This window comes from Sphingopyxis granuli, assembly GCF_001559015.1.
Classification (GTDB): Bacteria; Pseudomonadota; Alphaproteobacteria; order Sphingomonadales; family Sphingomonadaceae; genus Sphingopyxis; species Sphingopyxis granuli.
The window spans coordinates 3,377,468-3,393,852 of sequence record NZ_CP012199.1 but is presented as its reverse complement, the minus strand read 5'-3'; the positions used below and the strand labels follow the sequence as shown (position 1 = coordinate 3,393,852).

The 16,385-nt window shown below is 65.7% G+C and carries 11 protein-coding genes; 7 read left to right on the top strand and 4 right to left on the bottom strand.

The window, feature by feature from the left end; all coding sequences use genetic code 11:
* Positions 1 to 4 precede the first annotated feature (4 nt).
* Positions 5 to 598, bottom strand: a complete 594-nt coding sequence (locus tag SGRAN_RS15510) for a PadR family transcriptional regulator (RefSeq protein WP_404950379.1) — start codon at positions 596 to 598, stop codon at positions 5 to 7.
* 584 nt (positions 599 to 1,182) lie between these two features.
* Between SGRAN_RS15510 and rplJ the strand changes: the two genes are divergently transcribed.
* Positions 1,183 to 1,698, top strand: coding sequence for a 50S ribosomal protein L10 (gene rplJ, locus SGRAN_RS15505; protein WP_067185150.1), 516 nt, complete (start codon positions 1,183 to 1,185; stop codon positions 1,696 to 1,698).
* A 67-nt stretch (positions 1,699 to 1,765) separates the two neighbouring features.
* A complete protein-coding gene (rplL, locus tag SGRAN_RS15500; protein WP_067109294.1) occupies positions 1,766 to 2,140 on the top strand; it encodes a 50S ribosomal protein L7/L12 in 375 nt (124 codons plus the stop codon).
* 99 nt (positions 2,141 to 2,239) lie between these two features.
* Here rplL and SGRAN_RS15495 read toward each other — a convergent pair whose 3' ends face one another.
* Positions 2,240 to 3,262 carry a hypothetical protein gene (locus tag SGRAN_RS15495; protein ID WP_210434154.1) on the bottom strand — a complete coding sequence of 341 codons (1,023 nt, stop codon included), beginning with the start codon at positions 3,260 to 3,262 and terminating at the stop codon, positions 2,240 to 2,242.
* 120 nt (positions 3,263 to 3,382) lie between these two features.
* Positions 3,383 to 4,825: an 8'-apo-carotenoid 13,14-cleaving dioxygenase gene (locus SGRAN_RS15490; protein ID WP_067185146.1), complete on the bottom strand. Its 1,443-nt coding sequence runs from the start codon at positions 4,823 to 4,825 to the stop codon at positions 3,383 to 3,385.
* Between the two features lie 72 nt (positions 4,826 to 4,897).
* On the opposite strand from SGRAN_RS15490, the gene SGRAN_RS15485 reads away from it, so the two are divergent.
* Positions 4,898 to 5,539, top strand: coding sequence for a TetR/AcrR family transcriptional regulator (locus tag SGRAN_RS15485; RefSeq protein ID WP_067185142.1), 642 nt, complete (start codon positions 4,898 to 4,900; stop codon positions 5,537 to 5,539).
* An 86-nt stretch (positions 5,540 to 5,625) separates the two neighbouring features.
* Here the strand turns inward: SGRAN_RS15485 and SGRAN_RS15480 are convergent, their stop codons facing one another.
* Positions 5,626 to 6,210: a hypothetical protein gene (locus tag SGRAN_RS15480; RefSeq protein ID WP_237233534.1), complete on the bottom strand. Its 585-nt coding sequence runs from the start codon at positions 6,208 to 6,210 to the stop codon at positions 5,626 to 5,628.
* 242 nt (positions 6,211 to 6,452) lie between these two features.
* Between SGRAN_RS15480 and SGRAN_RS15475 the strand changes: the two genes are divergently transcribed.
* The 4 genes from SGRAN_RS15475 (at position 6,453) to rpoC (ending at position 16,129) form a co-directional block, all read left to right on the top strand.
* Positions 6,453 to 6,689, top strand: a complete 237-nt coding sequence (locus SGRAN_RS15475) for a hexameric tyrosine-coordinated heme protein (protein ID WP_067185140.1) — start codon at positions 6,453 to 6,455, stop codon at positions 6,687 to 6,689.
* On the top strand, positions 6,686 to 7,222 hold the full coding sequence (locus tag SGRAN_RS15470; RefSeq protein ID WP_067185137.1) for a redoxin domain-containing protein: 537 nt from the start codon (positions 6,686 to 6,688) through the stop codon (positions 7,220 to 7,222). The genes SGRAN_RS15475 and SGRAN_RS15470 overlap by 4 nt, the downstream gene beginning before the upstream one ends.
* 391 nt (positions 7,223 to 7,613) lie before the next feature.
* A complete protein-coding gene (gene rpoB, locus SGRAN_RS15465) occupies positions 7,614 to 11,792 on the top strand; it encodes a DNA-directed RNA polymerase subunit beta (RefSeq protein WP_067185134.1) in 4,179 nt (1,392 codons plus the stop codon).
* Positions 11,793 to 11,845: 53 nt separating this feature from the next.
* A complete protein-coding gene (gene rpoC / locus SGRAN_RS15460) occupies positions 11,846 to 16,129 on the top strand; it encodes a DNA-directed RNA polymerase subunit beta' (protein WP_067185132.1) in 4,284 nt (1,427 codons plus the stop codon).
* Positions 16,130 to 16,385 lie beyond the last annotated feature (256 nt).

Sequence of the window (16,385 nt, the reverse complement as noted above, 5' to 3'; positions counted from 1 at the left end):
TCCGTCACAGCCGCTCGATCTTCTGCGCCGCCTCGTCGATCAGCGCGACGACCTGGTGCACCATCGCCTCGTCGAGGTCGCGCGAACGCAGCCGGTTGACGAGCACCGCGCGCAGGTTGCCCATCGCGCGGCGGACCGACGCGCTGTCGGTGCGCTGCTGCTCCTCGCCGATCGCGGCAAGGCGCGCGATCAGCGCTTCGACGAGCTCGCGGTTCGCCGCCAGTTCCTCTTCGCCGGCGGCGGTGATCGCGAACAGCTTCTTCGCGCCTTCGCTCTGCTGCGCTTCGATCTGCCCCATGTCGTCGAGCAGGGTAAGGGTGGGATAGACGACGCCCGGGCTCGGCGCATAGGTGCCGCCGGTCAGTTCCTCGATCCGGCGGATCAGGTCGTAACCGTGGCGCGGTTCGTCGGCGATCAGCTTCAACAGCACGAGCCGCAGTTCGCCGCTGTCGAACATGCGGCGACGCGGACCGCGCGCGCCGTCGTCATGGCCGCGCCGGCTGCCGAAGCCCGGACCGAACCCATGGCCGAAGCCGCGTCCGCCGCGGTGCATGCCGTGCCGTTTGCCGCAGCCGTTCATATGTCGATGAAAATGCATGATATTTTTCCTTTATGTACTTAAAGATGTTTCTAAGATATATCTTAAATAGATTTTGGCAAGGGCGAATGATGAATTTCATGTGGCGCCGGGTTATTTTGAATGCGGCAGCTGAGGTCTGACTCTCCTCCCGCTTGCGGGAGGGGCAGCGAGGCTTGAGAACTTGTTCGCTAGCCGCAGCGGGGTGAGCAGGCGCACCGGTGCTGACCCACCCTCGATCCCTCCCGCAGGCAGGAGGGGAGATCAGGTAGGCGCACGACATCCTAATGCCCCCCACGCCTTGACTTTGCGCGACGCGCCGCTATGAGCGCCCCCGTGTTGTCAGGGCCCCGGCTCCGGCAATTCCGTCCGAGACCGTTGGTGCGGGGGATTTGCCCCGCTTAATTTCCAGCCTAGACGGGGAACAGTCTTTATCGGTCGCCCGCCTGGCTCCGCCCGGCGTTCGCGGCTTGACCGACCCCATCGGACATCGTTGCGCGCGGATCGGCGGGATGCGTCCCGTGTCTGTCCGTGCGTGTGTCAGCCGCCCGGCGGCGCGCGCATTCCGGTGCGCGGGCTTTCGGGCATGAGTGGAGAAACAAGGCATGGATCGTGCTCAAAAGGCCGAAGCCGTATCCGCGCTGAACGCTACGCTGTCGAATGCAGCCTCGGTTGTGATTGTTCGCAACCTGGGCCTCACCGTCGCCCAGTCGACGGTGCTTCGCCAGCAGATGCGTGACGCCGGCGCGAGCTTCAAGGTCTCGAAGAACCGCCTCGCCCGTATCGCGCTCGACGGCACGCCCTATACCGGTATCGGCGATCTGCTGACCGGCCCCACGGCCATTGCTTCATCCGCCGATCCGGTGGCTGCTGCGAAGGTCGCGGTGGAATTTGCCAAGACCAACGACAAGCTCGAGATCGTTGGCGGCGGCATGGGGGACGTGATCCTCGATGTGGAAGGCGTGAAGGCGCTGGCAGAATTGCCGTCGCTCGACCAATTGCGCGCCACGCTGATCGGCCTGGTTCAGGCCCCGGCCACCAAGGTTGCCCAGATCGCGGCAGCCCCGGCGGGTCAGCTTGCGCGGGTGTTTGGCGCCTATGGTGCCAAGGAAGCGGCATAAGCCTTTTATCTGATTATCTATCTGCAACAATTCACCGGGTTTTCCCGGTCCCATATGGAGAATGAACATGGCTGATCTTGCCAAGATCGTTGAAGACCTGTCGGCGCTGACCGTTCTGGAAGCCGCCGAGCTTTCGAAGCTGCTCGAAGAAAAGTGGGGCGTTTCGGCCGCGGCCGCGGTTGCGGTTGCCGCTCCCGCCGCTGGTGGCGCCGCTCCGGCTGCCGAAGAGCAGACCGAATTCGACGTCATCCTGACGGGCGATGGTGGTCAGAAGATCAACGTCATCAAGGAAGTCCGCGCGATCACCGGCCTGGGCCTGGGCGAAGCCAAGGCGCTCGTCGAAGGCGCGCCGAAGGCCGTCAAGGAAGGCGCCAACAAGGCGGAAGCCGAAGAAATCAAGAAGAAGCTGGAAGCTGCCGGCGCGACCGTCGAACTCAAGTAATCGGTCGTGCGGGTCGCGGCGGGCCTGTTCCGCCGCTTCCGCTAAAAGAAAAAGGGCGGTGCCGCATGGCGCCGCCCTTTTTCTGTTGGTTTCTGTTGGTCAGCCGCGAGTCAGGCCGGGACGGCGCGTCTCGCCCAGACGACTTGGCGCCGGCCGGCGTACCTCCTGCTCGGCCGCCGGGGCCGGGGCGGGGCGCTGCGAAACCTCCCACGCGCTCACCGGCTTGCGGCGCAGGTCCTTCTGGCCCGCGAGCATGGCGTCGTAGCGGGCGCGGTCCTGTCGATCGAGGAAGCGCGCACGCACGAGGCGCTTGCGAAGCGTGACGAAGGGGTTGTCCGGGGTAGGGCCGGCCATCGCCATCGCTTCGTGACGACCCGTGCCGGCAGCAGGGGTTGCGGCAAAGGCGGGCGCGCTCGGCGGCGTCGGCGAGGGTGCGGGAACCGCCGGGACCGGATCGATTGCACGGGTATCGTCGATGAAGACGGTGTCGAACGCGTCTTCTTCATCCACCGTGCGCCGGCGGCGTGCGAAGGCGAGGCCAGCGCCGCCGATCACCAGCAGGGCCGCGGCGCCGCCGACGATCTCCCAGGGAAAGGCGTCATTGCCCGTCGCGCGCTGCGCAACTGGTTCAGCCATGAGCTCGGCCGGCGGCGCAACGGTCGCGGGGGCTGCGGCAAGCGGAGCGGCCGCCGTCATCTCGGCGGCTGGCGCCGCTTCGGCTGTTTCGGCGGGAGCCGTTTCGACGGGCGCCGGCGCGGCGGCGGCCCGAGCGGGATTTGCCGCGCGCGGCCGTGCCGGGGCACGCTGCGCCTGTGTCGGGGCCGCCGCGGCTGCCGCCTTCGGTTCGGCCTTGGGCGTGCCCGCCTCGTCGGGCGGCGCGATATCGAGGGGAACGCGGATCACCGGCTGCGGCGCGGGCGGCGTGGCGACGGGGGCCGTGGAAGCGGCCGGGCCGGGTGCCGGAACGGTCGGTGCGGCGACCGGCGGGCTCATCGGCATCGTGGGGGATACGGTGGGAGGCGCCGTCGGCGCTTCCTGCGCGAAAGCGGCAGGGGCGGACAGGACCATGAGCGCGGCAATCGCGCTCGTGGCGGGGCGGGAGAGGGCAATATGTCTTGTCATAGTGACAATCGAACGGATGGCGCGCGCAAAGCGCTGCCCAAAACAGCCGATTTCCACGATGAGCCGTTGTCCTGAGGCGGCTGGGCGAAGATTGGGTGCTGCTGCGTCCGCCCGAAGGCGTCAGTCGGCGACCCAGTTGCCGTGGAACCCCGGCGGCACCCGGTGCGGCAGATGCACGACGGCTTGCGGCGGTCCGTTGAAGTCGTCGGCGTTCAGGATCATCAGTTCGGTCGTCTGGTCGTTCATGTCGACGACCAGCCCGATCAGCCAGCCGTCATCCTCCGCGCCCGCCGCCGCGCGCGGCACGAAGACGAATTCGCCGGGATGGCGTCCGGGGCCGAAGTCGCGCGCTTCGGTCGTGCCTTTCTCCAGATCGTGGCGCAGCAGCCGTGTCTCGGCGATCGCCATCTCGGCGCCGGCGCTTTCGGGCAGCGCGACGCTGTAGATATAGCGATAGGGGCGCGTCGTCAGCCGCTCGTCGTAACGCGGGAATTCCTGCGGCTGGTCGTCGATGACCGTGCGCAGCGTCGTCCGCGCAGCGGGATCGATCATCCAGCGTTCGAGGCGCGACCGTTCGCTGTCGGGGCCGCGTTTCGAGCGCGCGAACATCGTGTCGTGCGCGACGACATCGACGATCACCTTGCCGTCCGCCGTCTCGAACGCATTGGCGGGGTGAAAGACATAGCAGGGATCGACCGGCACCCAGACGATGTCGTCGCCGCGCCCGGTGCGGGGCAGCAGGCCGACCCGAGCCCGATGATGCTCGTTCCACGCATAGGGAAAGCTGTGCCCGGCAAGCAGCGATTTCATCGAGAAGGTGACGGGCAGGTCGAAGACCAGCGCATAATGTTCGGTGATCGCGCAGTCGTGGATCGACGGCCCGTCGCTGACCGCCACCGGTTCTTCGCGGATCACATGCGCGTCGGCGTCGAGGACGACGTGCCACACGCGGTTCGGCTCGCCCCCGGCATAGGTGACTGCATGCGTCTCGTTGGCGAAGGGGTCGTGGTGCGGGTGCGCGCTGTAGGGACCGGCGAGCGTGCCGTCGAACGGATTGTGCGCGATGCTGTCCAGCGTGTCGGACAACTCGACCGGCTTGCCGCCCGCCTCGACGATCGCAAAGGTTCGCCCGGCCAGCCCGACGACATTGGTGTTCGGCGCGTCGTTGCGGTCGCCGCGCGGTCCGGGCGGCAACGGTTCGCCGAGCGCCTCGCACGCCTCGGCCCCGCGCACCCAGCGGTTGCGGTACCAGTGCGCCCGGCCGTCTTCGATGCGGATGCCATGGACCATTCCGGCGCCCGTGAACCAGTGGTAGCTCGCGGGATCGGGGGGGAGAGCCGGATTGGGGCCGTTGCGCAGGTAGCGGCCGGACAGCGCGGCAGGAATATCGCCCTCGACGCGCAGCGCCTCCAGCGTCAGTTCCTCGGTCATCGGCGTGTGGATGCCGCTCAGATAGGGATGCGCGTCGGTCGGACGGGGCAGGCGCCTGCGATTATAGTCCGCCACCTTGGTGATACCCTTGGTCACCGCGCTGCGGATCAGATTTTCGACGTTGCTGGCCATGGCAGTGCTCCTCTGCTCCTCGGTCCGGACTCTGCGCTTGCGCGATCGAGTCGCTATGTTTACGGTGGCAACATGACAGTCGATGATAACAGTGTCAACTTGGAAAGCGGTCTGGCCGCGCCGGCACCGGATGCGGAGGGCACCGTGCCGCGGGGCGGCTCCTATCACCACGGCGATCTGCGCGCGGCGGTCATCGCGGCGGGGATGAAGCGGCTGGCGGAGGGCGACGGGAGCGACTTGGGCCTGCGCGCACTGGCGCGTGACGTGGGGGTGAGCGCCACTGCCCTTTATCGCCATTTCCCCGACAAAGAGGCCTTGCTCGACGCGCTTGCTGACGAGGGGCTGCGGCGGCTAGGCGCGCTTCAGGCGCAGGCGTGGCTGAAGGCGGGCGGCGGCAAGGCGGGCTTCCTTGCGACCGGCATCGCCTATGTCCGCTTCGCGCATGACGAGCCCGCGATCTTCCGGTTGAGCTTCACGCGGCAGATGCCGGAGCGTTATCGCGACGGCGGCGCCGACGGGGGAGAGACCGCCTATCATCTGCTGCGCGCCGGGGTGGCGCAGGCGCTGCCCGATCTCGACGATCCCGAACCCGCGTCGCTCCACGCTTGGGCCGTGGTCCATGGCCTCGCCATGCTGATCCTCGATCACCGGGTCGCATGGGACGAGACGATGGTGGAGAAGGTCGTCGGCCTGACCTTCGGCGTCGCCGAATAGGAACCCTCCTTCCGGATGCACCCATACGAAGAAGGACGCGGAACCGCGATGGTTCCGCGCCCTTCCTGTTTGCGATCCTCGATGCGTCAGTTCGCAGAGCGATCCGGCGTCTCGGTATCGGCATCGGCAACCGCTTCGCTCGCGGCAGCGGGAGCGGTCGCTTCGGCGACGGCCGCGGCGAACTGCTCGGCGGTGAAGCTGGTGGCGAGGCCCTTGGGCGAGAGGAAGAAGGCATGGCGCGGCATCTTGACGTCGCCGCTCGACGTCGCGACGACGATGCCGTCGGCTTCGACCAGCTTGACCTTGCCGACCACGGCGCTGCCATTCGCGCCGAGGATGTCGGCACCCGGCTGGATCGCGGCGTCGAGTGCGGCGGCGGTCTGGGCGGCCGCCTGATCGACCGCAGCAGTCAACTGCGCGCGGGTGATGGTGATCGCGGGACCCTTGTCCGACTGGCCGAACGCATTCTTGGGCAGGGTGACCGGCTTGTCGCCCAGCATCACGACGATATTGTCGCCGACCTCGCTGGAAACCGGACCGATTTCGGCGCCTTCGGAATCATAGACGACCGTTCCGGGCGCAAGATTGGGGCCGGCCGCGGCCTGGGCCGCTTCCTGCGCTGCCGCCGGGGCAGCGGCGGCGAGGGCCATGCCGAGGGAAAGAGACGTCATCAAACAGGCGATCTTTCGCATCGCGTTCATTCTCCTTGGTGATCAACAGACACGCACGCTGAACCCGCCAGCGCGCGATATGGCCAACGCGATGCTGCCGAACCGTGCGTGCGGCGGGACGAGTCGTGTAATCGGCCGCGACGGGGCGGCGACGGCGCTCGGCGCCGATGTGCATTTTTGGCTGCAAAGGCCTAGGCTCGCCGCGGCTGTCCGAGTCCGGGCGCCCGCAAAGGAGAAAAAGGATGAGTGACGCAAGCTGGCTGCCGAGCCTGACGACCGAAACGCCCGAAGAGGGTTTTGCGCTCGCGGTCAAGATGGCGCGTGTCGCGGTCAAGCTGACGCAGCCCGACGCCGCGGTCCGCGACGCGGGCCGGGCGGCCTATGGCGGCAATGCCGATTCACTGATCGCCGCGTCGCAGGTCGTCGCGACCCATTTCGCGACCGTCGCCGCGGCGAACGATTACTGGAAGGGCCGGTGACGGCCGGATCGGGCGCGCTTGCCCCCGAACTCGATATCGCGCGCTGGTTCAACAGCGCGCCGCTGTCGCTCGCGGCGCTGCGCGGCCGGGTCGTCGCGATCGGCGCCTTCCAGATGCTGTGCCCCGGCTGCGTCGCCAACGGCCTGCCGCAGCTCCAGCGGATATACGAGCTGTTCCCGAAGGAAGCGGTCGTCGTCATCGGCTTGCACAGCGTGTTCGAACATCATGCCGCGATGACCCCGGTGTCGCTCGAACCCTTTCTCCACGAATATCGCATCGCCTTTCCGGTGGCGGTCGATCGCCACGACGATCCGGCGGGCATGCCAGTTACGATGGCGCGCTATGGTCTGCGCGGCACGCCGAGCCTGTTGCTGATCGACCGGCAGGGCCGCCTTCGCCTGCATCGCTTCGGCCATGTCCCAGACCTCGCCGTCGGCGCCGCGATCCAGCAACTGCTCGACGAGGGGGAGGGCGCGATTCCGCCGGTCGGGCAGGAGGGCGAGGTCTGCGCCGTCGGAGGCGATTGCGGCTGAGAGTCCGGGCCCGCTCCAACATGCTTCGTCATGCTGAACTTGTTTCAGCATCCATGGCGGAGCCTTGCGGCAAACGCTGCGTAAACCGGGTGGGCGGGCCATGGACGCTGAAACAAGTTCAGCATGACGTGAGGGCTGCGGCGCGCAGGCATGGCGTCGGGCATGGCGGCAACCTCCCCACGTTGACAGCGCGCGCCTCCGATCCTATATCGCGCCCACACCTCCTTACGTCCGGGACGGGTCCGACCTTGCGCAGCGGGCCACAGGAATAGGGCGTCGGGGATTTCGGGATGCGTTGAGAAGCTGCGGTAAACCGGCAACGGTTGCCTGCGGCCTTTTTGCGTCCCTATCGCGCTCGCGACTTGATTTTTTGCAGGCGAGACAATCACATATGGCGACCAAGGCGACGTCGGTGGGCAAGGCCCTCGAAGCAACCGCAAGCAAGCGAATCCGCAAGCTGTTCGGCAACATCCACGAAGCGGTGGAAATGCCCAACCTCATCGAGGTGCAGCGCGAATCCTATGAACAGTTTCTGCGGTCCGACCCCTCGGTCGGCTATGTCTCGGGCCTCGAAAAGACGCTGCGCAGCGTTTTCCCGATCCGCGATTTCGCCGGCACCGCCGAACTCGACTTCGTCCACTACGAACTCGAAGACCCGAAATACGACGTCGAGGAATGCCGTCAGCGCGGCATCACCTATGCGGCACCGATGAAGGTCACGCTGCGCCTGATCGTGTTCGAGGTCGACAGCGAAACCGACACCCGCTCGGTCCTCGATATCAAGGAACAGGACGTCTACATGGGCGACATGCCGCTCATGACCGAGAACGGTACCTTCTTCATCAACGGCACCGAGCGCGTCATCGTGTCGCAGATGCACCGCTCGCCGGGCGTGCTCTTCGACCACGACCGCGGCAAGACGCACTCGTCGGGCAAATATCTGTTTGCCGCGCGCGTCATTCCCTATCGCGGCTCGTGGCTCGATTTCGAGTTCGACGCCAAGGACATCGTCAACGTCCGCATCGACCGCAAGCGCAAGCTGCCGGTCACGACTCTGCTTTATGCGCTGGGCATGTCGGGCGAGGACATCCTCAATTTCTTCTACGACCGCCTCGTCTTCGAGCGCGCCGAGAACGGCTGGAAGGTGCCCTTCGTCGTCGAGAACTGGCGCGGTGCGAAGCCCGCGTTCGACGTCGTCGACGCCAAGACCGGCGAAGTCGTCTTCGCCGCGGGCCACAAGATCAGCCCGCGTCTCGCCAACAAGGCGGCGAAGGACGGACTCGACACGCTGCTGATCCCGACCGAGGAAATCTTCGGCCGCTATTCGGCCTATGACCTGATCAACGACGCGACCGGCGAAATCTATATCGAGGCCGGCGACGAAGTGACGGCCGAGAATCTCGAAAAGATGGACGCGGCGGGCATCGACAAGCTGGTGCTGCTCGACATCGATCACAACAACACCGGCCCGTGGATCCGCAACACGCTGAAGGCCGACAAGGCCGAGGACCGCGACCAGGCGCTGAGCGACATCTATCGCGTCATGCGCCCCGGCGAACCGCCGACGCGTGAGACGGCGGAAGCGCTGTTCGGCGGCCTGTTCTTCGACCCCGAGCGTTACGACCTGTCGGCGGTCGGCCGCGTCAAGCTCAACATGCGCCTCGGTCTCGATGCCGAGGACACGGTGACGACGCTGCGCAGCGAGGACATCCTCGCTGTGGTCAAGGAACTGGTGAACCTGAAGGACGGCAAGGGCGAGATCGACGATATCGACAATCTCGGCAACCGCCGCGTCCGTTCGGTCGGCGAACTGCTGGAAAATCAGTATCGCGTCGGCTTGCTGCGCATGGAGCGCGCGGTGAAGGAGCGCATGTCGTCGGTCGACGTGTCGACCGTCATGCCGAACGACCTGATCAACGCGAAGCCCGCGGTCGCCGCGGTGCGCGAATTCTTCGGCTCGTCGCAGCTTTCGCAGTTCATGGACCAGACCAACCCGCTGTCCGAAGTGACGCACAAGCGCCGCGTGTCGGCGCTCGGGCCGGGCGGTCTGACACGTGAGCGCGCGGGCTTCGAGGTCCGCGACGTTCACCCGACCCACTACGGCCGCATCTGTCCGATCGAAACGCCGGAAGGTCCGAACATCGGTCTGATCAACAGCCTCGCGACCTTTGCGCGCGTCAATAAATACGGCTTCATCGAGACGCCGTACCGCCGCATCGTCGACGGCAAGGTGACCAACGAGGTCGTCTATCTGTCGGCAATGGAGGAATCGAAGCACACCGTTGCGCAGGCGAATGCCGATCTCAACCCCGACGGCAGCTTTGCCGAAGAGCTGATCTCGGCGCGCGAGGCCGGCGAATTCCTGATGGCGCCGAAGGGCCAGATCACGCTGATGGACGTGTCGCCGAAGCAGCTTGTTTCGGTCGCGGCGTCGCTGATCCCCTTCCTCGAGAACGACGACGCCAACCGCGCGCTGATGGGATCGAACATGCAGCGTCAGGCGGTGCCGCTGCTGCGGGCCGAGGCGCCGGTGGTCGGCACCGGCATGGAAGGCACCGTCGCGCGCGATTCGGGCGCGGCGATCGCGGCGCGCCGCGGCGGCATCGTCGACCAGGTCGACGCGACCCGCATCGTCATCCGCGCGACCGATATGGTCGAACCGGGCAAGTCGGGCGTCGACATCTATCGCCTGCAGAAGTTCCAGCGCTCGAACCAGAATACCTGCATCAACCAGCGCCCGCTGGTGAAGGTGGGCGAGGTGATCCGCACCGGCGACATCATCGCCGACGGTCCGTCGACCGAACTGGGCGAACTGGCGCTCGGCAAGAATGTGCTCGTCGCCTTCATGCCGTGGAACGGCTACAATTATGAGGACTCGATCCTCATTTCCGAGCGCATCGTGAAGGACGACGTCTTCACCTCGATCCACATCGAGGAGTTCGAGGTCACCGCGCGCGACACGCGCCTCGGGCCGGAAGACATCACCCGCGACATTCCGAACGTCGGCGAGGAAGCGCTGCGCAACCTCGACGAGGCGGGCATCGTCTATATCGGCGCCGAGGTCGGCCCGGGCGACATCCTGGTCGGCAAGATCACGCCGAAGGGCGAAAGCCCGATGACGCCGGAAGAAAAGCTGTTGCGCGCCATCTTCGGCGAAAAGGCGAGCGACGTGCGCGACACTTCGCTGCGCCTGCCGCCGGGCGTGTCTGGCACGGTCGTCGAGGTTCGCGTCTTCAACCGCCACGGCATCGACAAGGACGAGCGCGCGATCGCGATCGAACGCGAGGAGATCGAGCGGCTGAAGCAGGACGCCGACGACGAACGCTCGATCCTCAACCGCGCGACCTTCTCCAGCCTCAAGGAACTGCTGGTCGGCCAGACCACAAGCGCGGTGCCGAAGGGCATGAAGAAGGGCGAGGCGCTGACCGAGGAGCAGCTTGTCGAGCTCGAACGCTCCGACTGGTGGAAGCTCGCCGTCGTCGACGACCGCGCACAGGCCGCGCTCGAAGCGATCAAGGCGCAGTATGACGAGGCGATCAAGCGCATCAACGCGAAATATGAGGATCGCGTCGAAAAGCTGCAGCGCGGCGACGAACTGGCGCCGGGCGTGCTCAAGATGGTCAAGGTGTTCGTCGCGATCAAGCGCAAGCTGCAGTCGGGCGACAAGATGGCCGGCCGTCACGGCAACAAGGGCATCATCAGCCGCATCCTGCCGATCGAGGACATGCCGTTCCTCGAGGACGGGACGCACGTCGATGTCGTGCTCAACCCGCTGGGCGTGCCGAGCCGCATGAACGTCGGTCAGATCCTCGAAACGCATCTCGGCTGGGCATCGCGCGGCTTCGGGCGGCAGATCACCGCGGCGCTCGACGAGTGGCGCGCGGCGAACCCGAACCCCGAAGCGGCCTCGCCGCCCGAGGCGGTCCGCGAGGCGCTGCTCAACGCCTATGGCGAGGACTATGCCGCCGACATCGAGGCGCGGACCCCCGATCAGGTCGTCGACCTCGCCGGGCGGCTGTCGCTGGGCGTGCCCTTCGCGACGCCGGTGTTCGACGGCGCGCGCGAAGGCGACGTGTCGGCGATGCTCGAACGCGCCGGGCTCGATCGCTCGGGTCAGGTCGATCTGTATGACGGCCGCACCGGCGACCGCTTCGACCGCCGGGTGACGGTAGGATATATGTATATCCTCAAGCTGCACCACCTGGTCGACGACAAGATCCACGCGCGCTCGATCGGCCCCTACAGCCTCGTCACCCAGCAGCCGCTGGGCGGTAAGGCGCAGTTTGGCGGCCAGCGCTTCGGCGAGATGGAGGTCTGGGCGCTCCAGGCTTATGGCGCGGCGTACACGCTGCAGGAAATGCTGACGGTGAAGTCCGACGACGTGATCGGCCGCACCAAGGTCTATGAAGCGATCGTCAAGGGCGACGACACCTTCGAGGCGGGCATTCCCGAAAGCTTCAACGTACTCGTCAAGGAAATGCGCTCGCTGGGCCTCAACGTCGAACTGTCGTCCTATTCGGACGAAGATCCCGACGAAGGTCCGGACGCTCTTCCCGAAGCCGCCGAATGATTTTTTCCTCACCCCTCTTGCTTGCCGCGAGAGGGGAAGATGGAGCCTGAAATATGAACCAGCTTACCAACTTCATGAACCCGGTGGCGAAGCCCGAAACCTTCGACATGATCAAGATCGGCATCGCCAGCCCCGAGCGCATCCGCTCGTGGTCGTTCGGCGAGATCAAGAAGCCCGAGACGATCAACTACCGCACGTTCAAGCCCGAACGCGACGGCCTGTTCTGCGCACGCATCTTCGGTCCGATCAAGGATTACGAATGCCTGTGCGGCAAGTACAAGCGCATGAAATACAAGGGCATCGTGTGCGAGAAGTGCGGCGTCGAGGTCACGGTGACCAAGGTCCGCCGCGAGCGCATGGGTCATATCGAACTGGCCGCGCCGGTCGCGCACATCTGGTTCCTGAAGTCGCTGCCGTCGCGTATCGGCCTGCTGCTTGACATGCAGCTCAAGCAGCTTGAGCGTGTCCTCTATTTCGAGGCCTATATCGTCCTCGAACCTGGCCTGACGCCGCTGGAGAAGTTCCAGCTCCTCACCGAGGATGAACTGCTCGACGCGCAGGACGAATATGGCGAGGACGCATTCAGTGCCGGGATCGGCGCCGAGGCCATCCGCGTGCTGCTCGAGAATCTCGATCTCGAACAGGAACGCGCCGACCTGATGGAAGAGCTGGCGACGACCAAGTCGGAGCTGAAGCCCAAGAAGATCATCAAGCGTCTGAAGGTCGTCGAGAGCTTCATCGAATCGGGCAACCGTCCCGAATGGATGATTCTGGAAGTCATCCCGGTGATCCCGCCCGAACTGCGCCCGCTGGTGCCGCTCGACGGCGGCCGCTTCGCGACCTCGGACCTCAACGACCTCTACCGCCGCGTCATCAACCGCAACAACCGCCTGAAAAGGCTGATGGAACTGCGCGCCCCGGACATCATCGTCCGCAACGAAAAGCGCATGCTGCAGGAAGCCGTCGACGCATTATTCGACAACGGCCGCCGCGGCCGCACGATCACCGGCGCCAACAAGCGTCCGCTCAAGTCGCTGTCCGACATGCTCAAGGGCAAGCAGGGCCGCTTCCGCCAGAACCTGCTCGGCAAGCGCGTCGACTATTCGGGCCGTTCGGTCATCGTGACCGGCCCCGAACTCAAGCTGCACCAGTGCGGCCTGCCCAAGAAGATGGCGCTCGAACTGTTCAAGCCCTTCATCTACGCGCGCCTCGACGCCAAGGGTCTGTCGATGACCCTGAAGCAGGCGAAGAAGTGGGTCGAGAAGGAACGCAAGGAAGTCTGGGACATCCTCGACGAGGTGATCCGGGAGCATCCGGTGTTGCTGAACCGCGCGCCGACGCTCCACCGCCTCGGCATCCAGGCGTTCGAGCCGGTGCTGATCGAGGGCAAGGCGATCCAGCTTCACCCGCTGGTGTGCGCTGCGTTCAACGCCGACTTCGACGGCGACCAGATGGCCGTGCACGTCCCGCTGTCGCTCGAAGCGCAGCTCGAAGCGCGCGTGCTGATGATGTCGACCAACAACATCCTGTCCCCCGCGAACGGCAAGCCGATCATCGTGCCGTCGCAGGACATGGTGCTCGGCCTCTATTATCTGTCGATGGAGCGCGAGGGCGAGCCGGGCGAGGGCATGCTGCTCGCCGACATGGCCGAGGTGCACCAGGCGCTCTATACGGGCGCGGTGACGCTGCACACGCGTGTCGTCAGCCGCGTCCCGCAGACCGACGAGCAGGGCAACAGCTACCTCAAGCGGTTCGAGACCACCCCGGGCCGCATGCTGATCGGCGAATGCCTGCCGAAGTCGCACACCGTGCCCTTCGACGTAGTCAACCGCCTCCTCACCAAGAAGGAGATCGGCGACGTCATCGACCAGGTCTATCGCCACACCGGGCAGAAGGAGACGGTGCTGTTCGCCGACGCGATCATGGCGCTGGGCTTCCGTCACGCTTTCCGTGCCGGCATCTCGTTCGGCAAGGATGACATGATCATCCCGGCGGCCAAGGAGAAGCTGGTCGACGAGACGCGCGCCCTGGTGAAGGATTTCGAGCAGCAGTATCAGGACGGTCTGATCACGCAGCAGGAAAAATACAACAAGGCGATCGACGCCTGGTCGCAGTGCGGCGACAAGGTCGCGAACGCGATGATGGACGAGATTCGCGCCACGCCGAAGCTCGACGACGGCCGCCTCGCGCCGATCAACTCGATCTACATGATGGCGCACTCGGGTGCCCGCGGTTCGCAGGCGCAGATGAAGCAGCTTGCCGGCATGCGCGGGCTGATGGCCAAGCCGTCGGGCGAGATCATCGAAACGCCGATCATCTCGAACTTCAAGGAAGGCCTGACCGTCCTCGAATATTTCAACTCGACCCACGGCGCCCGCAAGGGCCTGGCGGACACGGCGCTCAAGACGGCGAACTCGGGCTATCTGACCCGCCGTCTCGTCGACGTGTCGCAGGATTGCGTGGTGATCGAGGAGGATTGCGGCACCGATCGCGGTATGGAAATGCGTGCGATCGTGCAGGGCGGATCGGTGATCGCGTCGCTCGGCGAGCGCATCCTCGGCCGCACGACGCTCGAGGACGTCACCGATTCCGACGGTACGCTGCTTGCGCCGGTCGGAACGCTGCTCGACGAAGCCACGGTCGCGAAGATCGAGGAGGCCGAGGTTCAGGCGGTCAAGATCCGCAGCCCGCTCGTTTGCGAAGCGGCACTGGGCGTCTGCGCCAAATGCTATGGCCGCGACCTCGCGCGCGGCACGCCGGTGAACATCGGTGAAGCGGTCGGCGTCATCGCGGCGCAGTCGATCGGCGAGCCGGGCACGCAGCTCACGATGCGAACCTTCCACATCGGCGGCGCGGCGCAGGTCAACGAACAGTCGAACCTGGAGGCGATCTCCGACGGCACGATCGAATATCGCGACATGGAAACGATCGTCGATCAGCGCGGCCGCCGTCTGGCGCTGTCGCGTTCGGGCGAGATCGCGGTCATCGACCCCGAGGGCCGCGAGCGCGCGACACATCGTCTGCCCTATGGTGCGCAGATCATGCACAAGGATGGCGAAAAGGTGAAGAAGGGCGACCGGATCGCCGAATGGGATCCGTTCACCATGCCGCTGATCACCGAAAAGAACGGTGTCGTGAAGTATCAGGACCTGATCGACGGCAAGACGCTGGCCGAACAGGTCGACGAGGCGACCGGCATCGCGCAGCGCGTCGTCATCGAATATCGCGCCACGGGCCGCGGCAAGAAGGAAGAGCTCCAGCCGCGACTGACCCTGCTCGACGAGACGAGCGGCGAAGCGGCGCGCTACCTGCTCGCGGTCGGCACGATGATCTCGGTCGACGACGGGCAGGATGTGAAGGCGGGCGACGTGCTGGCGCGTGTCACGCGCGAAGCGTCGAAGACGCGCGACATCACCGGCGGTCTGCCGCGCGTCGCCGAACTGTTCGAGGCGCGTATCCCCAAGGATAATTCGGTGATTGCCAAGATCAGCGGCCGCATCGAATTCGTCAAGGACTACAAGGCGAAGCGCAAGATCGCGATCGTTCCGGAAGAGGGCGATCCGGTCGAATATCTGATCCCCAAGTCGAAGGTGCTCGAGGTGCAGGAAGGCGACTATGTGAAGCGCGGCGACGCGCTGATCAGCGGCTCGCCCAACCCGCACGACATCCTCGATGTCATGGGGGTCGAGGCGCTGGCCGAGTTCCTCGTCGCGGAGATCCAGGAAGTCTATCGACTCCAGGGCGTGAAGATCAACGACAAGCACATCGAGGTGATCGTCCGCCAGATGCTGCAGAAGGTCGAGATCACCGACGGCGGCGACACCACGCTGCTGCCGGGCGAGCAGCTCGATTATCTGGAGATGATGGAATATAACGCCAAGCTGCCCAAGAACGGCAAGCCTGCCGAGGGTCGCCCGGTCCTCCTCGGCATCACCAAGGCGAGCCTGCAGACGCGCAGCTTCGTCTCGGCGGCGTCCTTCCAGGAAACGACCCGCGTTCTCACCGAAGCATCGGTGCAGGGCAAGGTCGACTCGCTGATGGGTCTCAAGGAGAATGTCATCGTCGGCCGTCTGATCCCGGCCGGCACCGGTGCGGCGATGAACCGCGTCCGCGTCACCGCTTCGTCGAAGGACGCCGCGCTGCGCGCCGCCATGCGCGCCGCGAACGAGGCGCACCTCGTCGCGCCGCAGACGGCGGCCGAGGAGCATGCGGCCGAACTGGCGCAGGGCCCCGAAGCTGCGCTGGGCGACGATCCGCTCGGCAAGGTGCAGGGCGAGGACTTCACCACCGATGACGTGATGGTCGAGGACCGTCCCGAAGGCGGCGAGGAAGAATAAGCCCCACGCTGGCCCGACGGCCAAAGGAAAGTAGCCCCGCCGGAGCGATCCGGCGGGGCTTTCTTTTGGAAGGCCGGTGGCTCGCGAATATGTCTGCGTTCGGCACGGCCAATCCTTCCTGTTGCGCTACCCTGAACGGGATTGGTTCGTCTCTCCCTTGAATCTCATGGCGGGTCTCGTTCCCCGGCGAAAGCCGGGTCCGGAAGTGGCAGCGCCATCTGGCATGGACCCCGGCTTTCGCCGGGGAACACAATCC